This window comes from Muricauda sp. MAR_2010_75 (genome assembly GCF_000745185.1).
Lineage (GTDB): Bacteria > Bacteroidota > Bacteroidia > Flavobacteriales > Flavobacteriaceae > Flagellimonas.
The window spans coordinates 1538687-1559297 of the sequence record NZ_JQNJ01000001.1; the positions used below are offsets into that span (position 1 = coordinate 1538687).

Below are 20611 nucleotides of genomic sequence, written 5' to 3' on the forward strand. Positions count from 1 at the left end.
CATATAATTCAAATTAAGAATACAACTTTTTGATAATGCTAAAGATTAACAATTTACACGCTAGCGTAGACGATAAAAAAATCCTGAAGGGAATCAATCTTGAGGTCAATGCAGGAGAGGTACACGCCATTATGGGGCCCAATGGCTCCGGGAAAAGTACCTTGGCCGAGGTCATTGCTGGCAAGGAAGAATTCGAGATAAAGAAAGGAAGTATTTCTTTGGAAGGTGAGGATTTGGAAGAAATGGCTCCTGAGGAAAGAGCCCACAAAGGAATCTTCCTATCCTTCCAATACCCTGTGGAAATTCCTGGGGTGTCGGTGACCAACTTTATCAAAACGGCCATCAACGAATCACGAAAAGCAAGGGGTATGGAAGATATGCCTGCCAATGAAATGCTGAAATTGATTCGGGAGAAATCACAATTGTTGGACATTGACCGCAAATTCTTGTCCCGTTCCCTGAACGAAGGGTTTTCGGGTGGTGAGAAAAAACGAAACGAAATCTTCCAGATGGCCATGATGGAACCCAAATTGGCCATTTTGGATGAAACCGATTCTGGATTGGACATTGATGCCCTACGTATTGTGGCCAATGGTGTGAACAAATTGCGCAGCAAGGACAACGCCATCATCCTAATTACCCACTATCAGCGTTTGTTGGAATACATCGTTCCAGATTATGTGCACGTATTGCATGATGGTAAAATCGTAAAATCCGGCACCAAGGATTTGGCTTTGGAATTGGAGGAAAAAGGATACGATTGGTTAAAGCAAGAAGCTGCGGTATAAAAGATATATGATTTCAGATGTCAGACATCAGATTTCACACTGTTGGAAACTGACAACTGACAACTGACAACTGAATAAAGCATGGATTTAAAAGATAAATTACTCTCATCTTTTTTGGCTTTTGAGAACACCTTGGATTTGGAACACCCAGTCCACGAGGTTCGTTCGGAGGCCATAAAGAACTTTGAGGAAAAAGGGTTTCCCTCTAAAAAGGAGGAAGCTTGGAAATATACCTCGTTGAACAGTTTGCAAAAGGTGGACTTCAGTATTTTCCCGAAACAGGAGAATACCCTGGAATACAAGGACATCAAGAAGTACTTTTTGCACGAGATAGACACCTACAAAATTGTTTTTGTAGATGGCGTTTATAGTTCATACCTATCGGAAACCACCCATGATGGGGTTGATGTTTGCCTGATGAGTTCCGCTTTCAGCAAACCCATGTTCCGTCAGGTGCTCGATGTGTATTTTAATAAAGCGGCATCAAAAGAGGAGTCCTTGACTACATTGAATACCGCTTTTTGCAAGGAAGGGGCCTATATCTATATTCCAAAGAATAAAATGCCCAAAAAGCCCATCCAAATTCTGCATTTGGCCACGGGCAATGAGTCAGCTTTGATGCTCCAACCCAGAAACTTGATCGTTGCGGAGCAAAATGCCGAAGTGCAAATTATTGAACGCCACCAAAGTTTAACGGACAATGAGGTGTTCACCAATTCCGTGACCGAGATTTTTGCGGCCAAAGATGCCATTGTGGACTACTACAAGGTGCAAAATGATAATAACAACGCTTCCTTGGTGGACAACACCTATATTTCACAAAAAGATAGCAGTGTGGTTCGGGTGCATACCTTTTCCTTTGGTGGAAAATTGACCCGAAACAATTTGAACTTCTATCAAGACGGGGAACGTATTGATTCTACTTTGAAAGGCGTGACCATTTTGGGCGAAAAACAGCATGTGGACCATCACACCTTGGTGCACCATGCCCAGCCCAATTGTGAAAGCCATCAAGATTATAAAGGAATTTTCGGGGAGCGATCTACAGGCGTCTTCAACGGAAAGATCGTTGTGGACAAGATTGCCCAGAAAACAGATGCCTTCCAACAAAACAACAATATTTTGATCAGTGATAAGGCCACTATTAACTCAAAACCCCAATTGGAGATTTTTGCGGATGATGTAAAATGCTCCCACGGATGTACCATTGGCCAGTTGGATGAAGAAGCTTTGTTCTACCTAAGATCAAGGGGAATTCCCAAAAAAGAGGCTACCGCTTTGTTGATGTATGCCTTTGCCAACAATGTGTTGGAAAGCGTTCGAATTCCAGAATTAAAGGTTCGAATCAACAAGATTATCGCCAACAAGCTTGGCGTTCGTGTTGGGTTTGAGCTGTAAGCATTGCAATGCATAACGGGATTTTCATGATACAAACTTCACTAGATATTGCTACCATTAGAAAGGACTTCCCAATCCTCAACCGAAAGGTTAATGGGCAGCCTTTGGTGTATCTGGACAATGCAGCAACTTCGCAAACACCGCAGCAGGTCATAGATATGATTGTGGCGTATTATCAAAGCTACAATGCCAATATCCACAGAGGGGTACACAGCCTTTCGCAAGAAGCCACGGATGCTTATGAAGTGGCCCGAAAGAAAATCCAGGCACATTTCAATATTGCGAAATCACAAGAGGTCATTTTTACCTCAGGCACCACGCATGGTATTAATTTGGTGGCCACGGGATTCACTTCATTTTTAAAGAAAGGGGATGAGGTAGTGGTATCAGCCATGGAACATCATTCCAATATTGTGCCGTGGCAAATGTTGTGCGAGCGCACTGGGGCGAGCCTTAAGGTAATTCCGATGAATATGGAGGGTGAACTGATCATGGAAGAATACCACAAGCTGTTATCCGAAAAGACCAAGTTCGTGTTCTGCAACCATGTTTCCAACGCCTTGGGCACCATCAACCCTATTGAGGAAATTATAGAGGCTGCCCACAACGTAGGTGCCGCAGTTTTAATCGACGGTGCTCAGGCCGCTGCCCATATTAAACCAGACTTGCAAGCGTTGAATGTGGATTTTTATGTGGTTTCGGCCCATAAAATGTGTGGTCCAACCGGTGTAGGTATGCTGTACGGTAAAGAAGAATGGTTGAAGAAATTACCGCCCTACCAAGGTGGAGGCGAAATGATCGCTGAGGTCACTTTTGAAAAGACCACCTACGCCGATTTACCGCATAAGTTTGAAGCGGGTACGCCAAACATCTGTGGCGGGATTGCTTTTGGTGCCGCGTTGGATTATTTGAACAGCATCGGTTTTGAGGCCATTACCCAATATGAGGATGAACTCGTACACTATGCCACCGAGCAATTGCTGAGCATTGATGGGTTGCGCATTTATGGCAATGCCAAGCACAAAACTTCCGTCATATCCTTCAATATAGAAGGCATTCATCCGTACGATATTGGCACTATTTTAGACAAATTGGGTATTGCGGTTCGAACCGGGCACCATTGCGCCCAACCCATTATGGATTTTTATAAGATTCCGGGTACAGTGAGGGCCAGTTTCAGTTTTTACAATACTAAGGAAGAAGTGGACAAACTGGTAGCAGGCGTAAAACGAGCCAAAAGCATGTTGGAATAGCCGATTCGTTATCTTTGTCTTAAAGACTTGATACGCATCTTTCCGAATTGTACTTTTGAATAAACTTGACGCATGACCATACAAGAAATACAGGAAGAGATTATTGACGAGTTCTCCATGTTTGATGACTGGATGCAGCGTTACGAATACATGATTGAACTGGGAAAATCCCTTCCCTTGATCGAGGAACAATATAAAGTTGATGACAATCTCATAAAAGGTTGCCAGAGCAAGGTTTGGGTGCATGCCGAATTGGATGGCGACAAGTTGGTGTTCACTGCGGATAGTGACGCCATCATCACCAAAGGAATCATTGCCATTTTAATACGGGCATTCAGCAATCAGAGACCGCAGGACATTATTGATGCTGATACAAGTTTTATTGATGAAATTGGATTAAAGGAGCATTTATCACCAACCCGTGCAAACGGATTGGTGAGTATGGTAAAGCAATTGAAACTGTACGCGGTGGCTTACCAAACACAATTAAATTAAAAAAGATGAGCGAAGAAACCACCATAGATACCCAAGAATTGGGAGAGAAAATTGTAAAGGTCCTCAAGACCATTTATGACCCAGAGATTCCTGTGGACATATATGAATTAGGCTTGATTTACGATGTGTTCGTGAATGAGGATTATGATGTCAAGATTTTAATGACCTTAACATCGCCCAATTGTCCAGTAGCGGAAAGTTTACCGGCTGAAGTAGAAGAAAAGGTAAAATCGTTGGACGAATTAAAGGACGTTGAAGTAGAAATCACTTTTGATCCTCCATGGACCCAAGAACTGATGAGCGAGGAAGCGAAATTGGAGCTGGGATTGCTTTAAATTAGATGTTAGAATTCAGTATTGAGTACACAAAATTTCTCAATACTCAAATCTCAATACTCAAATCTGATGAGTGAAATCACAAACAGAGTAGCCCAAAGCAAACTGGTCACTTTTGACTTGGAAGAATTATATCCCAAAGGAGAGCGAAAGGTACTTGATATAAAAGATTGGTTGCTGGAAGGTATCATTTTACGAGAAAAGGAGTTCAGAAACCATGTGGATGATCACAACTGGTCTGATTACCAAGATAGTTATGTGGCATTGCAGTGCTCAACTGATGCCATTGTTCCCGGTTGGGCCTTTATGTTGGTCGCCTCCAAATTGACCCCTTATGCCAACAAAGTGGTGGTAGGAAGTTTGGAAGATTTGGAAACAGTACTTTACCAAACCATTCTGGAAAACTTGGACGTATCTCCATATGCAGACAAGCCCGTGATCATAAAAGGATGCTCCAAAAAACCTGTTCCTGAGAACGCCTATCTTATGGCCATAGAAAAAATACAGCCCGTGGCCAAAAGTATCATGTACGGTGAGGCGTGTTCTTCGGTTCCGCTTTTTAAGAAAAAATAAAAACCCGTATGCATGCATACGGGTTTTTTACTAAAAATGATATTTTAGATTCAATTTTACCTAATAAAAATAGAAAGGACAGTTGAATCCCCAGCTCCTTCTGTAAGTTCAAGTTCCAGAGGATTTCCATTTTTCCAAACAACGGCATATAAATTTTCACCTAGAAGTTCTAAACCTCCCACATAAACATCTTCATCATAAACGTATACTGAGGAAGCACCAGAACCCATGGAACCCATGTTAGTTGGTGTCCCATTTTTCCAAACTACCGCTTGTTGGAATGTTTCTTGACCTTCATAATAGCTGCCAGCTACATAAACATCTTGACCCATAACGAATATTGATTGAGCATCTGCATTTTGTGAACCATCAGACAAATTTGTGACCATTCCATTTTTCCAATACTTGGCGACCCAAATTCCGTTGTCATTTTCCTCATAACCTGCCACATAGATATCTGAACCTACCGCATAAACCGAATATGCTCTACCGTGATACGTTTCATCGGTCAAATCAATTTGTGTATTATCTTCCCATAATTTTGGGGTTCCATTTTCATGTTGTACACTCTCCTCATAACCTGCAGTATAAATGCCAGTGGCGTTGACAAATATTTCAGACGCTAGGGCCCCTTCTACACTATCATCCGTTAAGGCACCAAATAAACTTCCATTTTTCCAAATGTTGGCTATAGCAGTATCATTTTCATTGGTTTCACTACCTACCACATAAATATTTCCTTCAAAAACATAAATTGAATGCGCCACACCAAAGTTGCTCGAATCTGTAAGGGTGTATAAATGTTCTCCGTTTTTCCAAACTTGGGCAGTAGGGATATCATTTTCACCTAACACAATGCCGCATGCGTAAATATCACTTCCATCCACGAATACCGATGTTGCCGCACCAAATGCAGTACCATCGGTTAAATTTGTAGCAACTCCATTTTTCCAAATTTTAGCAACGGCTATACCATTAATTTCCTCATATCCCACGGCAAAAACACTTGGGCTTACGTTTACAATACAATTAGTGCTTACCTCTTCGCTTATAAAAGCATTGATAAAGGTGCTTCCTTCTGAAACACCAGTAATTGTGCCGTTTTCATCCACAATAACCACACTTTCATCATCCGAACTCCAAACAATATCGTTGGCGCTAACATCACCTGTAAGTGTGAATGCTAGTGTCTCGGTGTCCAAGCTAAATAGGTCCACTATATTTTTATTAAGGGCAATCCCACCATCAATCGCTTTTTCTTCGGTCACCGTAAAAGTACCTCCCGTATCTGTTTTTCCACCAACGGTAACACTAATGTTCCCTGAGACGGCTCCTTCGGGGACTGTGATAAAGATTTCAGTGGCCGAGGTACTGGTGACCGTTGCTGTGATATTTCCAATCTTTACGGTGTTGGCGGCTTTGGTGGCGCCAAAATTTGATCCCTGAATCCAAATAGTGGTACCCACAATTCCTTCAGTAGGACTAAAGCTGTTGATTTTAGGCCCTTGTTGCGTGGGTTCATTGGGGCCATTTTCTTTTGAACAGGAAAGGATGGTCAGTCCCATACAAAACACGATTGATGCTAAAAACGCAATTTTTTTCATGATTGGACTTTTATGGTTAAGTAATCCAATTAACTGTAAATAAAGGGTATAGAGGGAAGTGAATTTATGTATGCCCTGTTTGGGTTGACGTAACTGATTATAACGTTTTGCTATGTAGGACAAACCCTTCGTAAATCAAAAATCCCGACCATGGTCGGGATTTCTTTTGTTTCGGTGATTAATGGTTATATTATTTTACAAAAACAGAGGTTCCAAATCCAGCTCCAAGGTCAGTTTGCACACCATTCACCCAAAGTTTTGCCATATAAACTCCATTTTCAATCTGATATCCAGCCAAATAGACATCTGAGTCATATAAGAATACAGAACGAGCTGATGAAGGACCCATTCCACCATCGGCCAATGCGGTCGGTGAACCATTTGTCCACAAGGTGGCGAATGATTGATTTTGGGCATTTGTCTGTGCACCGGCGACAAAGATATCCGTTCCATTTCCTGTTACAGATAGTGCCGTACCTTCATTAATATTGGTAAGCGCTACGGGATTGGGTTGACTACTATCCCAAAGTAGTGCCTTAAAGCCAGCAATATCTTGTTCGCCAGCTACATAGGTATTTCCATTTTGTACAAATACAGAATTAGCTTGGGCTTGGGTAGAACCATCAGTTAAGCCAACGACTTGGTCGTTGAACCACAGTATGGCCGCCTTGGTTCCATTAATGGATTGACTTCCCACAACATAAACATCAGTGCCATCTACATACACATCATAGGCGTATGCGTTACTGGAACCATCAGAAACTATATTGGCCATTTGGTCTATCCATAACATAGCATCCCTTGTACCATTGTGGAGCTCATAACCTGCCACAAAGCTAGTCCCATTTTCGTTAATAAAAATGGATTGCGCTTCAGCTTCATTTGCTGGGTTGGAAAGTATGGTGGCCTTAATATTTTCACCGTCTGGTTCCCATAACATGGCAACTTTAACTCCATTGACGAATTCATAACCAACTACGTGAACTATTCCGTTGTCGTCCACAAAGACTGAATGTGCCCTTGCGTTGTTGGTTCCATCGGTAAGATTATGCGCTTCGCCATTCTTCCATAAAACAGCAACAACATTATTCCCAGAAAGGTCAAAACCAGCTACATACACATTGGGAACAACCGTTACAGTGGCATTTGAAGAGGACTGGGCCAAAGAGGCGGTGATTGTGGCCGTACCTACACTTACTGCAGTAACGTTTCCATCTTGGTCCACGGTGGCCACTGTCTCATTGTCCGAGGTCCAACTAACGGTAAGTCCATCAGCATTTGTAGTGGCCGCAGTGAGGATTTCGGTGTCCCCTACGAACAGTTCCAGCAATTCCTTTTGGAGAACAACGGTAGGGGAATCTGGCTCAGGCTCCACATCTTCAACGGTAATGGTAACGTTCGCATATTTACCCACAATACCATCGTGGGCCCTTACGATGATGGTATGTTCTTCGACGGATTCAAAATCAAGATTTTTTCCTTGTTTTAGACTTAAATCGCCTAATAATGAAATTTCGAAAAGATCAGAATCATCTTTATGGATGCTAAAAGTGATTTTGTGATTTTCCACATCATCAGCTCTTACTGTTTCTATGATGTCCGTGTCGCTGATGTCTTCCCTTGCACTAAAGCTTTGATCATTAATTACAGGAGGGGTATTCAAATAGACAGAGCCCGGTTCGTCGGGACCGCATGACCATAGGGCGACCATGGCAAAAACTCCCCAGAAAAGATTTCTAATTTTCATTTTTCTTTTTTTTGGGTTAATACAAAGCAAGATGGGGCATTATTATATGTTTCAAGGAGGTGATCTTACCTATACCATGTATGGGTTTATGGATGATGCTTTTGAATAAAAGCGCGAAGGATTTTTCTGAGTGAAATCGGCATTTATCGTCACAGGGCTTTCTCTCCAGGATTGGTTTTTTTAGGTCTATAAAATGGTGACATTTCTTACTTTTGGGGTCTAAACTCTAAACCTCATACTATGAAAAAAATACTTATAACTGCAGGGATGTTCTTTGCTTTTGTTTCAGCGCAGGCACAGACCGCTGAAGAAATCAAAGCTGAGATGGCTCCAAAAAAAGATTCTATTGCAGCCATTCAAGGTCGGGTTGATGCGCTTCAGGCCCAATTGGATGCTCTTCCAGGTTGGAAAATAGGGGCTTTTGGTACTATTGGCGGGAGCCTCTCCAATTTTAACAATTGGTTTGCCCAAGGCATTCCCAATAACTCTTCAGGAAACATTGGTTTTACGGTAAATGCTTATGCCAATTTGCAGGAAAAGAAGTTCTTTTGGAGAAATGCGGCCAACCTTAATCTTACTTGGGTGAAGCTGGATGATAAGGATGACCCCACTGATGATGATAGCTTCAGGCAGGCTACGGATGTGTTCAATATTTCTTCGCTTTATGGTAGAAAGGTGAGTGAAAAATTTGCCATTTCTGCTCTGGCGGAATACAGAACCACCATTTTGAGCAACTTTAATGATCCCGGGTACTTGGATTTGGGCATTGGTGCCACGTGGACACCGATTACGGATTTGGTAGTGGTCATGCACCCGTTGAACTACAACTTTGTGTTCAGTAGTGAGGATACCATTTTTGAGTCTTCCATGGGTGCCAAGATTTTGGCCGATTACACCAAAAAAATAGGAGCTGTCAATTTTAAGAGTAACCTTTCCTTATTCCAAAGTTATAAGAGTGGTGATTTGAGCAACTGGACCTGGACCAACTCATTCTCATATACATTATGGAAAATGATTGGGGTTGGTTTTGATTTTGGTCTGAGAAACAACAAACAGGAAACCTTAAACTACATTGTCAACAACGCACCCACTCCAGACCCAACCGCCACATTTGATACCATTGACAATGAATTACAAACGTACTGGACCTTGGGATTGAGTTATAAGTTTTAATTTGTTTTACACGCCTGCCTGCTGTAGGTAGGAATAACGCAAAAGAACTACGGTATGTTACATTGAGCGCAGTCGAAATGTGATAGATAAACTATCAGTAATCTAACAAAAAACGCCCTCAAACCTGAGGGCGTTCTTGTGGGGTGCAATATGATTTTTACCTGTTTTTAAGTCCATGGTCAAAGTAGGTTAAGATCATAAGATAAGAGTAAGACACTAAAGGCTTAAAAACAGTTTGAAAGTAGTTTTTCTGTGGTTATACCCTAAATTTTTGTTGTGAACTGTTCAAAATATGTGGTGGCGAGACATCTTCAGGCGGTTCATCGATAAATAAAACACCTTGACCTCAACCAAAATAATAGCTTTTGATTCTTGCATGTCAGCATTTGGAACCCCAATGTTAGTTCTTGGCCATTACAAAAGGTATTCTTGCTGTGTGCTATGTTAGACACGAATCAAAAAATGGTAATAGCAACAAAGACAATATATTAAGACCTTATTTCTTACATTTAAAGGTGACATTGCGCTGTTTCATAACCCTATTTCTGGTTTCGATGAGTCTGTATCCACAATCGAGGCTGGATTCCCTTTTGCCCAAATTGCCAACCATGAAAGAGGACAGCACTAAGGTACAGGCCTATTTGGATGTAGCTTGGGATTTACTGCGTAAAGATGTCCAAACCACTTTTCAATATGCAGATTCAGCGGCCATGCTTGCCAAAAAACTGGGTTTGCCCTATAAATTGACACGTGCCAAACGGACCAAGAGTTTTGCCTTGACCGGGATGGGCAAATATGCAGAGGCCGAAATCTTTCTCCAAGAAGCTATGGATGGCTTTGTTTCAGAAGACAATCAAACCATGATTTTGGACACCCAAATAGAATTTGGTTGGTTGAAATGGCAACAAGATTTGCTGGAAGAGTCAACGGCTTATTTTGTTGGGGGACTGCCTTTGGCCAAAGAACTTAAGGATCAGCAGCGGGAGGCGCGTATCCACAATCATTTGGGAGGCATCTACAGGGTGCAAAAGCAATATAATAAATCCATTGAGCACTATACCTTGGCACTGAACCTTGTGGAAGCTCTGGATTTTGTACCGGGAATTTCTGCCTGCCTTTCCAATTTGTCCGCGGCATATAGGGACATCAAGGATTATGAAAAAGCGCTTGAATATGCGAACCGAGCTCTAGCTTTTAAAGAAGAACAGGGAGATGATTTGGGAGCGGGGAGAGCGTTGAACAACATTGGGCTTATTTATAAGGACACCCAGGTTTTTGACAAGGCTGAACAGGCTTTTCAACAAGCGTATAACATCGCTGATAAAGTGGGGGATCAAAAGTTGATTTCCCATGTGGAACACAATCAGATGGTTCTAGCATTCTCCAAAAAGGAATATCCCCGCAGCATAATGCTTGGTGAAAAAATATTGAGTGGTACACAGGCACTGAGTGACATTGAGATGGTCACGGATTTGTACAAGCACCTCTCCAAGGCCCATGCTGAAATGGGGAATTATCCCGAAGCCTATCGTTATGCAGTGAAGGAACAGGAGTTTTCAGATAGTTTGTACAATAAGAACTTGGCCACCATTACCAACGACATTGAGGCCAAATATCAGAATGAACAAAAGACCAAAGAAATTGCCTTACTCGCTTCTGAAAAAGAACTTCAAGACCTGCAATTGACACAGCGCATAAAGGAACGCAACGTAATCATTGTTTTTGCGACACTGGCTTTTTTACTCGCTTTATTGCTTTACAATCAATATCGAATCAAGCAGAAATCCAATAAAGAGCTGCATAAATTGGATGAACTCAAATCCAATTTTTTTGCCAATATATCCCATGAATTCCGAACGCCCCTTACTTTGATCAAGGGACCTATAGAACATTTGGAACAAAATCCGGATGAACAATTGGGACGGGAAGAAATCAAAATGATCCGGCGAAACACCAATAAAGTGCTGGGTTTGGTGAACCAATTGTTGGAGCTTTCCAAAATAGATCAGGGCAAACTGCAATTGGAGCCCACCGAAGGGGATGTCTACAAATGCCTCCGGGCCGCGGCATCCTCCTTCAACTCACATGCGGCACAACGGCATATGGACTATCGGGTACGGATTCCGAAGGAAACTCTTTGGGCGGCCTATGATCGGGACAAATTGGAAAAGGTGGTCTACAATCTTTTGAGCAATGCCTTTAAATTTAGTGAGGACGGTGAAATGGTTGCTTTTGCGGCCCATTATCAAAATGATGAACTGACCATTCAGGTGTCCGATTCCGGAAAAGGCATTTCTGAAGACAAGCTGCCTTTTATTTTTGACCGATTTTATCAGGTGGACTACAGTTCAACCAAGGAAAGTGGTGGATCCGGCATTGGGCTGTCCCTCTCCAAAGATCTTATTGAGTTGATGGATGGGACCATTACCGTTTCCAGCGAAGCAGGGAAAGGCACCTTTTTTAAGGTGCAGTTGCCTTTGGAACGGATTAAGACACGGCATTTGGTTTCTGATAATGGTGCTGTCGATGTAAAAACGGAACCGCCCAAACCTTTTCAACTTGCCCGAACGGATAAACGGAATCTCTCCGAAATCCTCTTGATTGAGGACAACGAGGACATGCGGCAGTTCATAAAGGGTCAATTGGTAAAGGAATATCGGGTTTTGGAAGCCATCAATGGCGAAAAAGGATTGGGAATGGCCATAGCCAAGGTTCCAGACCTTATTATTACGGACTTGATGATGCCAAAAATGGATGGGATTGAGCTCTGTAAAAAACTAAAGACCGATGTACGGACCAGCCATATCCCCGTAATTATGCTCACGGCCCGGGCAGGAATCGAAAATAAAATTGAGGGACTGGAAACGGGAGCCGATGATTATTTGACCAAACCCTTTGATGCGAAAGAACTTATGGTGCGCATCAAGAACCTGATAACACAACGGAAACGGCTCAGGAACCATTTTGGCACTAATAATCCTGTGGTTGACCCAGCAAAGGTGACCACTACCTCATTGGACAAAAAATTTCTGGAAAGGGTACTGGACCTGTTGGAAAAGGAACATTCCAATGCTGAGTTTGGTGTTCCGCAAATGCAGGAAACCTTGGCCATGAGCAAAACGCAACTGCACCGAAAACTCAAAGCACTCACTAATGAGTCCCCTGGGGAATTACTGCGGAATTTCAGACTAAAAAGGGCTGCCCAATTACTCTCACAAGAAGCAGATACCGTTACTCAAGTGGCTTATCAAGTTGGGTTCAATAACCTGTCCTATTTTGCCAAATGCTTTAAGGAAATGTTCGGTGTTTCCCCTTCATCTTACTGATTTGTTCCCTTAAACCAGTTACTGGCACTCTACTGTCAGTATCTGGCACTCCACTGTCAGCTTAAATTGACCCGAACGGCTAGTTTTGGATTGATTCCAAAGTACCCCGCCATTTTTAATCGTAAAACATATGATGATGAAAAAACTGATTCTTATTACAACAGTCTTGGTGTTGCCTTTTTCAATGGTGCGCGCGCAAGATGTAACCTTTGGGGCCAAGGCAGGGCTCAATTTATCAACCATTCAGCCAGATTTGGCTGATCCGGCAACGCGGACTTCCTTTCATTTGGGAGGTGTTGCAGAAATTTCGCTAACAGATGATTTTTCCATTCAACCCGAATTGTTGTTCTCTTCTCAGGGGGTCAAAGATGAATCGGATGATGACGAGCAAGTAATTCTAAATTATTTGACCCTTCCCATTATGGCCAAATACTATGTGGTGGATAACCTTAGTATTGAAGGAGGGCCACAAATTGGGATTTTATTGAAGGCTGAGGTTGAAGATGATGGGGAAACCATTGACATTAAGGACAATACAAAATCAACAGATATTGGTTTTGCACTGGGGTTGGGCTACAAATTGGAGAACGGAATCAATTTTGGCGCTCGATACTTTTTCGGTTCTGACATCAACGATATCAGCGAAGACCCCGACAAGATCAAGAACCGGGTCATCCAAATATCCATTGGTTATTTCTTTTGATACGGGATATGTAAGCTATGAACCAGGGTCACACAAAATTTTGAAGAGGTAAAAAGATGCTTGCTTCGATTCAATATGGGAGGAAGGTACCAACTGACCGTAGTATTGCATCAATACTCATCCAAGTGCTCTGGATATAAAAAGTTATTGTACGGAAAGCGTGTTACATGGATGTCCCTGACTTCATCGTAGACACGCTTTCTAAATTCGTCCAGGTTTTCTTTGTTGAGAGCCGAGATGAAAATGGCACGATTCCCAATTTTATTAAACCAGGTATTTTTCCAATCCTCAATGGTAAAATGAGCTGTGGTTCGCTCTGTGACCAAATCATCCTCAGTAATGGTTTCGGGCTTGTACTTGTCAATCTTATTGAAGATCATGATAGTTTTCTTGTCCGAACTCTTGATTTCATCCAAAATTTGGTTCACTGAGGCAATGTGTTCTTCAAAGTTGGGGTGCGATATGTCAACCACGTGCAACAACAAATCGGCTTCGCGGACCTCATCCAAGGTACTTTTAAAACTTTCCACCAATTGTGTAGGCAGCTTTCGGATGAATCCTACCGTATCACTCAATAAAAAAGGCAAGTTGCCAATGACCACTTTCCGAACCGTGGTGTCCAAGGTGGCAAAGAGCTTGTTTTCGGCAAACACATCACTTTTACTTATGACGTTCATCAAGGTGGATTTTCCCACGTTGGTATATCCTATGAGGGCAACCCTCACCAAAGCTCCCCGGTTGCCTCGTTGGGTCTCCATTTGGCGGTCTATTTTTACCAACTTTTTCTTAAGCAGCGCAATCCGGTCACGAACGATACGCCTATCCGTTTCAATCTCCGTTTCACCGGGACCCCGCATTCCAATACCCCCGCGTTGCCGTTCCAAGTGTGTCCAAAGGCCGGTTAAACGGGGTAAAAGATATTCGTACTGGGCCAATTCCACCTGGGTACGGGCATAACTGGTCTGGGCACGTTGGGCAAAAATATCGAGGATAAGACCTGTACGGTCCAAAATCTTACAGCGCAGTATTTTTTCGATGTTGTTCTGCTGGGCCGGGGTGAGTTCATCATCAAAGATGACAGAACCAATTTCATGTTCCGTCACATATTGCCGTACCTCTTCCATTTTTCCAGTACCAATATAAGTCTTGGGATTGGGCACCTCCACGCGTTGCACAAACCGTTTTTCAACCTCACCCCCTGCGGTATAGGTCAAGAATTCCAGTTCGTCCAAATACTCGGTTACCTTCTCTTCATCTTGACTTTGGTTGATAACCCCAATGAGCACGGCTTTTTCGTACTCTATGGTCTTCTTTTCTAGCATAGCATCAATTAAAGTGCAAATCTAAGCAATGTTTTGAAAGCTGATTTTTTACATGAGGGTTTTATGGCTTATTCGCTGCGAAAAGCAGTATTGTTTCTAGAATTATACCGATTGTGCTCCGGATTTAGCCAGTGATAGAACACAATAAAGCCATTAAATTGAGGTAAAATTCAAATGAAGGAAAAATAGCACACAACAAAAAAGTGAATTTTCACAACAGGTTTAGGAAAAAGAAGGTGCATTTCATCGAAAAAACCCTGTTTTTTATCGATGATTTGAGGGTTCAGAAATATATTCGTAATCCAAATCTTACCTAAACTTACTATGGACTACAGATTTCCTACAGGGGCTAAGGCAAAAATCTTTTCCATTTTCTTTGTGGTTTTGGGCATTTGTGCTGCGACTGGTCAGTCCAAAAACGCAAAAGAACACATTAAATCTACATATAATCAAGGTAAAATGGCTTCCATTATTGCTACAATGGAAGAAGAGCATCATGCTAAAAATCAAAAAATAGAACAAATCCTTAAAGCGAAGGGTTTGGATAGAGCTGAAAAATCCGGTAATGGTTCTGAAATTGAACTAAAAGACATCGGAACTGATGGCACCCTGCTTTTTTATACCACGCTAAATGATCCTTCTACCCAAACGGCACGAGCACACACGCTATATGCAGATGGGCTTTTAAATTTAGGTTTGGATGGAAGCGGCATGGAAGTTGGAATTTGGGATGCTGGAGCGGCATTGCCCACACATCAAGAATTTGATTCCCGTGCCACGAATGCGGACAATACAGATGAAATTAGTCTACACGCCACTTTGGTGACCGGTAACTTAATATCTTCAGGAATTCAAGCAAGTGCCAAAGGGGTAGCGTACGGAGCACAAGCGTTGACGCATGATTGGACCCGGGACAAGATTGAGGTTGCCGAAGCTGCTGCAAATGGACTTTTGTTGAGCAATCATTCCTACGGAATTTTGTCGGACCGGGTTCCTGACTGGTATTTTGGCGCTTACATTAAGGTAGCCCAAGATTGGGACCGCATCATGTTCAACGCACCCTATTATTTAATGGTGACCGCAGCGGGTAACAATCAAAAATCCTTTGACAATGCCACCCCTAATTTTGGGAAAACAGCGGATGGTTTTGATTTGTTATTGGGATTCACGACCACCAAAAATGGACTTACCATTGCAGGGGCCAATACGGAAATTGGGAGTAAAGGCGAATTGAACTCAGCCACGGTTGCAGGTTACAGTAGTTTTGGACCCATGGATGACGGACGCATAAAGCCAGATTTGGCCGGGGATGGTTCCAACATCCTTTCCACCAGTTCCGAAACCAATACAAGCTACCAGATTTCCTCAGGAACTTCCATGGCGGCCCCAGGAGTTACCGGTTCGCTTTTGTTGCTTCAACAATATCATGAAGAACTTTTTGGTTCTTACATGAAAGCTGCAACACTTAAAGGTCTTGCCTTGCACACTGCGGATGATGTGGATGCCCAGGGTCCCGATTACAAAATGGGATGGGGCGTAATGAACGCCAAAGCTGCTGCTGAGCTACTTCAAAACAAAGAGTACACTACTTTGATTGATGAAAAAAGCCTAACCGAAGGTGAGACCTATTCATTTACAGTTGTGGCGAATGGTTCCGAACCCCTGGTAGCGTCACTTTCGTGGACGGACCCAGAAGGGGAGTACATCAATAGGGGAGAGATGAACAGTACAACTCCTGCTTTAAGGAATGATTTGGATATCAGAATCACCAAGGCTGGAGGAATCTATTACCCTTGGCGATTAGATCCTGCAAAAGCAAATGATGCTGCAACTCGTGGAGACAACTCCGTAGACCCTTATGAACGAGTGGAAATTGAAAATGCGAGTGGAGTATATACGGTTACCGTTTCCCACAAAGGAAACTTAACAAATGGTTTCCAAGATTTTTCCTTGATTGTTTCCGGGGCTCAGGTTTCCCAATGTTCCATTGAAATCCCTTCGGATATCGAATTAGTGACATCCACCGACGCAGGTTCAACCATAACTTGGTCCGAAGCCACAGAAACGCTTTTTGAAGTGCAATATAAAGCTGTTTCTGAGGAGGCTTGGAGTAATGAATTAACATGGGAAAACAGTTTTGATCTTTCCAATTTAGAAATGGGCACCGTGTACGAAGTACAAGTGCGCTCCATTTGTACCGAGAATGCTGTATCGGAGTTTTCAGATGTATTTCAGTTTGAATTCAATGGTCAAGAAACGGAAGCTTTGGTTTACGAACCCTTGAGCTATGCCCAGGATTTTGAAGTGTCTGTTTACCCAAATCCAGCGGTGAATTATTTGTCTATAGAGGCCGAACTATCACCAGATGCTCAGTACTCCATCATCACTACTTCGGGTAATGTAATCAAAAAAGGAAAGGTTGAGGATACCATCAATGTTTCTTCTCTTGCTTCCGGGTTGTATGTGTTGCTGGTGCAGGATCATGGAGGTGCTAGAAGTACAAAGTTTTATAAGAACTGATACAAGTTCAAGTGCAAGCCCAAGAAAATCAAGAGACAAGATGTTGGGTACCGGATGTTGGAGTCGTAATTTGAGATAATAGTATTCGAGCTATTAGTGGAATTCGTGTCAACTCCTTAAAAGTTCAAACACTCTTGATTTCCTCATCCGATAAAAGCTCTTCATTCCGCAAGCGAAGAAAAACTTGGGCCGTGGTGACCACGTCCAATTCACAATACGAAATGATTCGGTCCAAATCCTTTTCCTGATAGTATACGTCCTTCACCATGCTGCCGTCCATATCTTCTTTAGGCGATGGAATCCCAAGCACATGCGCCAAGAGTTTTAGGGAAGTGTAGTGCTTGTAGTCCCCAAATTTCCAGAGTTCCATGGTGTCCAAGTGTGGTACTTCCCATGGCTTCTTACCAAAAAGGTCCAATTTGTAGGGCAGGTTGATGCCATTGATGACCATTCGGCGGGCAATGTAGGGAAAGTCGAACTCCTTGCCGTTATGCGCACAAAGTAGGTGTTTGGTCTGACTGAAATGGTCTTTCAGCAACTGTTTAAATTGATTTAGGATATGGATTTCCTCACCGTGAAATGAGGTGACCCTAAAACTCCGAACATCGCCTTTGTGGGTAAAATAGCCCACTGAGATGCAAACAATTTTCCCAAATTCAGCCCAAATGCCGGCACGTTCGTAAAACTCCTCGGCGGTAAAATCTTCTTTTCGTTGATATTGGGATTTTTGTTCCCACAGGGTTTGGGCAACTTCGTCCAAATCGACAAAGCTTGGTTTCTGGGGCACGGTTTCGATATCCAAAAAGAGGATATGTTCCAGGTTAAGTTTGTAAAGCATGGTAAAATATTAAAAGAGAGTGGTCTGCTTGGCAGGGCTCTCATGTTCCAACAACCATTTTTTTCTATGCAGTCCACCTGCATATCCAGTGAGGTCTCCGTTGCTCCCAATAACGCGATGGCAGGGAACCACGATCCAGAGCGGATTTTTACCATTGGCCGAGGCTACTGCACGTATGGCCTTTACATCGCCCAGTTGTTTGGAAAGTTCCAAATAAGAAATGGTTTTTCCAAAAGGAATTTTAAGCAGGGCATCCCAAACCTTTTTTTGAAAATCGGTTCCGGATGGGTTGAGTTTGAGGTCGAATTGCTGCCGGGAACCTTCAAAATATTCCCTAAATTGATAAACCGCATCTTCCAACACCTCAGGAATTATACCGATAGGTTTTTCATCATCCAATACGGATACTGATGCAAGTCCATCTTCATCCCCTTGAAACTCAGCTATACCTATAGGTGTTTGTAAATAAGCAATTTCCACTATCTTAGTTTACGCTTACCTTCAATAATTCCCAATCGCTTCGCACGGGTCTCCCAGTTCTGTCTGGCGAGCATTTGAAGGTCTTCTACGTTATCACTTTCATCCATAATCTCCAGACCCAGCAAGGTTTCAATAACATCTTCCATGGTCACCAACCCACTTACTGATCCATACTCGTCAACGACCAAGGAAATCTGTTCTTTTTTCTCAACAAATTTTTCAAAAAGCTCTGGAATGGGAATACTTCGGTTGGATACGAGTATTTCCCTTTTTAATGTTGAAAGCTTTTGTGAACCTCTTTTATTGATGATGGCCTCCATGAGTTCATCCTTTAAAAAGAAACCGGTAATGTTGTCCATTCGGTCTTTATATAATGGAATTCTTGAAAAGCGAAGCGGTTGATTGGCTTCAAAGAAATCGTGGATGGTTCTGTCCTCCGATGCAATTTTCATCACCGTTCTGGGAGTCATTACATCTTTCGCCAGGATTTCATCAAATTTTAAAAGGTTCTTGATGACTTTGGATTCTGATTCCTGAAAAACACCTTCTTCATGGGCAATGTCTGTCATGGCAGTAAAATCTTCCCGACTCAACACACTGCCATCGTGTCCTTTCTTTCCAATCAGTTTGGTAAAAAGCTGTAACAACCACAATAACCCCGTCCATTTTAGCACAAAGACCATTACGGTAAGCGCCTTAGCTGTAAAGTTGGCCAGCTGTTTCCAGTAGGTGGCCCCAATGGTCTTGGGAATAATCTCTGAAGCGACCAAAATTAAAATGGTCATTAGGGTAGATACAATACCTACCATTAAATCTTCTGTAAACTGAAACCCCAAAACAGTCCGTTCCGTTGTGCCATACAGTTCGGCATAAGCAACCTTGGCCTGCACCCCTACCAAAATAGCACCTACGGTGTGAGCAATGGTATTAAGGGTAAGAATGGCAATCAATGGTTTGTCCACGTCTTTCTTCAAAGATTCCAGAATGGCACCGTAGTCTTTGCCCTCCTGTTTTTTTACGTTGATGAAGGTTGGGGTAATACTCAACAACACGGCTTCCAAGATGGAGCACAAAAAGGAGAAAAAAATGGAAATAAGGGCGTAGAATAGTAGTAGTCCCATGAATCAATAGTATTGATTCAAATGTAGCTAAAATTCCATACCCTCAATAGGTTGGAGGGTCTCATTTTGTAAATGAATTACTTAATATCCAAGAAAACTCCCAAGGAGAAGGAAGGGTCAGCATATATAATGCGACCATCCAAGGCCCCTCCATAGTTGGCCGATACTCCAAGTTTTGGACTTATGTAATAGGCAACTTCAGCACCCAAGCCCACAAATTCGACATTATTGGCGAAGATGCTTCCCTGATTGTTTTGGGCACTTAAACTTCCGTTTTTAAGGGATTGAATCACATCCAGTTTTCCGGCAACCCAAAGTCTATTGAAAAATTGCATGCCCAACTCCGCTCCAAACCGCAATTCATCAGAGAAATTTTGGGTGCGGTTATTATAGCCTGTGTACGCTTTGGCATAGGATGGAAAGTTGGCAACAGTGAACGGAGAGCCTGCTGCTATCCGAAGCATTTGATTGAATTCGCCGTCCCCATTTTGGTAGCTGCCATCACTCCCTCCGGAATCATTTCCTGTGGGAAGTCCAAATAGTACTGTTACGGACATGGCCAATTTTTCTTTCTGAATCAACCCATAGGCAACCCCCAAATCAATGTCGCCAATACTATTGACCGATTCGCCTTCGGAAATGAGTTCTCCTGTGGTTCTTGAAAAAATATCATTTTGATAGGTCCGTGCGAAAAAAGGAACATAGCCAACCACGTTCCAACGGTTGGTAAGACCATATTCGGCGTAGAGATTTACATTGAACTGCCCTCGTGTGGCATTGGGCTCAATTGCCCCCGTATCAGTATAGTGCTGGTCCGCTTCAAGGTACCATGCAGACAATTTGTAATAACCATTGCCTTTTTCGCGGGTCCATTGTCCGAAACACAAATGGGAAAACACAAAAAATCCGAGTAGAAGGAGGTGAAATTTTTTCAT

General features: G+C 42.6%; 17 protein-coding genes. 10 read left to right on the forward strand and 7 right to left on the reverse strand.

The window, feature by feature from the left end; genetic code table 11:
- Positions 1–35: 35 nt before the first annotated feature.
- The 6 genes from sufC to FG28_RS06940 all read left to right on the forward strand — a co-directional run bounded on the left by sufC (position 36) and on the right by FG28_RS06940 (position 4842).
- Entirely contained in the window at positions 36–788 is a 753-nt protein-coding gene (gene sufC, locus FG28_RS06915) for a Fe-S cluster assembly ATPase SufC (protein ID WP_036381179.1), read from the forward strand.
- Positions 789–869: 81 nt separating this feature from the next.
- Positions 870–2186 carry a Fe-S cluster assembly protein SufD gene (gene sufD, locus FG28_RS06920; protein ID WP_036381182.1) on the forward strand — a complete coding sequence of 439 codons (1317 nt, stop codon included), beginning with the start codon at positions 870–872 and terminating at the stop codon, positions 2184–2186.
- A gap of 26 nt (positions 2187–2212) precedes the next feature.
- Positions 2213–3439 (forward strand): aminotransferase class V-fold PLP-dependent enzyme, encoded by a 1227-nt coding sequence (locus FG28_RS06925; RefSeq protein WP_036381185.1) that lies wholly within the window; start codon positions 2213–2215, stop codon positions 3437–3439.
- Positions 3440–3511: 72 nt separating this feature from the next.
- Complete coding sequence (locus FG28_RS06930) at positions 3512–3934, forward strand: SufE family protein (protein WP_036381188.1); 423 nt, start codon at positions 3512–3514, stop codon at positions 3932–3934.
- A 5-nt stretch (positions 3935–3939) separates the two neighbouring features.
- Positions 3940–4269, forward strand: a complete 330-nt coding sequence (locus FG28_RS06935; RefSeq protein ID WP_036381191.1) for an SUF system Fe-S cluster assembly protein — start codon at positions 3940–3942, stop codon at positions 4267–4269.
- A gap of 69 nt (positions 4270–4338) precedes the next feature.
- The gene (locus tag FG28_RS06940) at positions 4339–4842 is read left to right on the forward strand and encodes a DUF2480 family protein (protein WP_036381193.1); all 504 of its coding nucleotides are present in this window, start codon (positions 4339–4341) and stop codon (positions 4840–4842) included.
- 56 nt (positions 4843–4898) lie between these two features.
- On the opposite strand, the gene FG28_RS06945 is transcribed toward FG28_RS06940, so the two are convergent.
- Positions 4899–6446 (reverse strand): IPT/TIG domain-containing protein, encoded by a 1548-nt coding sequence (locus FG28_RS06945; protein ID WP_036381195.1) that lies wholly within the window; start codon positions 6444–6446, stop codon positions 4899–4901.
- A 190-nt stretch (positions 6447–6636) separates the two neighbouring features.
- Positions 6637–8193, reverse strand: coding sequence for an Ig-like domain-containing protein (locus tag FG28_RS06950; RefSeq protein ID WP_081894243.1), 1557 nt, complete (start codon positions 8191–8193; stop codon positions 6637–6639).
- Between the two features lie 240 nt (positions 8194–8433).
- Here FG28_RS06950 and FG28_RS06955 point away from each other — a divergent pair, with 240 nt between their 5' ends.
- The 3 genes from FG28_RS06955 to FG28_RS06965 all read left to right on the forward strand — a co-directional run bounded on the left by FG28_RS06955 (position 8434) and on the right by FG28_RS06965 (position 13395).
- Positions 8434–9366, forward strand: coding sequence for a DUF3078 domain-containing protein (locus FG28_RS06955; protein ID WP_036381200.1), 933 nt, complete (start codon positions 8434–8436; stop codon positions 9364–9366).
- Between the two features lie 608 nt (positions 9367–9974).
- The gene (locus FG28_RS20020) at positions 9975–12692 is read left to right on the forward strand and encodes an ATP-binding protein (protein ID WP_197062561.1); all 2718 of its coding nucleotides are present in this window, start codon (positions 9975–9977) and stop codon (positions 12690–12692) included.
- Between the two features lie 136 nt (positions 12693–12828).
- Positions 12829–13395: a porin family protein gene (locus tag FG28_RS06965; RefSeq protein WP_036386257.1), complete on the forward strand. Its 567-nt coding sequence runs from the start codon at positions 12829–12831 to the stop codon at positions 13393–13395.
- 110 nt (positions 13396–13505) lie between these two features.
- On the opposite strand, the gene hflX is transcribed toward FG28_RS06965, so the two are convergent.
- On the reverse strand, positions 13506–14717 hold the full coding sequence (gene hflX / locus FG28_RS06970) for a GTPase HflX (protein ID WP_036381203.1): 1212 nt from the start codon (positions 14715–14717) through the stop codon (positions 13506–13508).
- A 324-nt stretch (positions 14718–15041) separates the two neighbouring features.
- Here hflX and FG28_RS06975 point away from each other — a divergent pair, with 324 nt between their 5' ends.
- Positions 15042–17237 (forward strand): S8 family serine peptidase, encoded by a 2196-nt coding sequence (locus FG28_RS06975; protein ID WP_036381205.1) that lies wholly within the window; start codon positions 15042–15044, stop codon positions 17235–17237.
- Between the two features lie 124 nt (positions 17238–17361).
- On the opposite strand, the gene FG28_RS06980 is transcribed toward FG28_RS06975, so the two are convergent.
- The 4 genes from FG28_RS06980 to FG28_RS06995 form a co-directional block, all read right to left on the reverse strand.
- Positions 17362–18075 (reverse strand): 3'-5' exonuclease, encoded by a 714-nt coding sequence (locus FG28_RS06980; RefSeq protein ID WP_036381208.1) that lies wholly within the window; start codon positions 18073–18075, stop codon positions 17362–17364.
- A gap of 9 nt (positions 18076–18084) precedes the next feature.
- Positions 18085–18555 (reverse strand): methylated-DNA--[protein]-cysteine S-methyltransferase, encoded by a 471-nt coding sequence (locus FG28_RS06985; RefSeq protein ID WP_036381211.1) that lies wholly within the window; start codon positions 18553–18555, stop codon positions 18085–18087.
- Positions 18555–19676, reverse strand: coding sequence for a CNNM domain-containing protein (locus tag FG28_RS06990; RefSeq protein WP_036381214.1), 1122 nt, complete (start codon positions 19674–19676; stop codon positions 18555–18557). The genes FG28_RS06985 and FG28_RS06990 overlap by 1 nt, the downstream gene beginning before the upstream one ends.
- 77 nt (positions 19677–19753) lie before the next feature.
- Complete coding sequence (locus FG28_RS06995) at positions 19754–20611, reverse strand: hypothetical protein (RefSeq protein ID WP_036381218.1); 858 nt, start codon at positions 20609–20611, stop codon at positions 19754–19756.

Excerpts from the sequence above, each read along its gene's own strand:
- FG28_RS06990 (WP_036381214.1), bottom strand. The coding sequence starts at position 19,676 with ATGGGACTACTACTATTCTACGCCCTTATTTCCATTTTTTTCTCCTTT.
- FG28_RS06975 (WP_036381205.1), top strand. The coding sequence starts at position 15,042 with ATGGACTACAGATTTCCTACAGGGGCTAAGGCAAAAATCTTTTCCATT.
- FG28_RS06980 (WP_036381208.1), bottom strand. The coding sequence starts at position 18,075 with ATGCTTTACAAACTTAACCTGGAACATATCCTCTTTTTGGATATCGAA.
- FG28_RS06930 (WP_036381188.1), top strand. The coding sequence starts at position 3,512 with ATGACCATACAAGAAATACAGGAAGAGATTATTGACGAGTTCTCCATG.
- sufD (WP_036381182.1), top strand. The coding sequence starts at position 870 with ATGGATTTAAAAGATAAATTACTCTCATCTTTTTTGGCTTTTGAGAAC.
- FG28_RS06940 (WP_036381193.1), top strand. The coding sequence starts at position 4,339 with ATGAGTGAAATCACAAACAGAGTAGCCCAAAGCAAACTGGTCACTTTT.
- FG28_RS20020 (WP_197062561.1), top strand. The coding sequence starts at position 9,975 with ATGAAAGAGGACAGCACTAAGGTACAGGCCTATTTGGATGTAGCTTGG.
- sufC (WP_036381179.1), top strand. The coding sequence starts at position 36 with ATGCTAAAGATTAACAATTTACACGCTAGCGTAGACGATAAAAAAATC.
- hflX (WP_036381203.1), bottom strand. The coding sequence starts at position 14,717 with ATGCTAGAAAAGAAGACCATAGAGTACGAAAAAGCCGTGCTCATTGGG.
- FG28_RS06950 (WP_081894243.1), bottom strand. The coding sequence starts at position 8,193 with ATGAAAATTAGAAATCTTTTCTGGGGAGTTTTTGCCATGGTCGCCCTA.
- FG28_RS06965 (WP_036386257.1), top strand. The coding sequence starts at position 12,829 with ATGAAAAAACTGATTCTTATTACAACAGTCTTGGTGTTGCCTTTTTCA.
- FG28_RS06955 (WP_036381200.1), top strand. The coding sequence starts at position 8,434 with ATGAAAAAAATACTTATAACTGCAGGGATGTTCTTTGCTTTTGTTTCA.
- FG28_RS06925 (WP_036381185.1), top strand. The coding sequence starts at position 2,213 with ATGATACAAACTTCACTAGATATTGCTACCATTAGAAAGGACTTCCCA.
- FG28_RS06995 (WP_036381218.1), bottom strand. The coding sequence starts at position 20,611 with ATGAAAAAATTTCACCTCCTTCTACTCGGATTTTTTGTGTTTTCCCAT.
- FG28_RS06945 (WP_036381195.1), bottom strand. The coding sequence starts at position 6,446 with ATGAAAAAAATTGCGTTTTTAGCATCAATCGTGTTTTGTATGGGACTG.
- FG28_RS06935 (WP_036381191.1), top strand. The coding sequence starts at position 3,940 with ATGAGCGAAGAAACCACCATAGATACCCAAGAATTGGGAGAGAAAATT.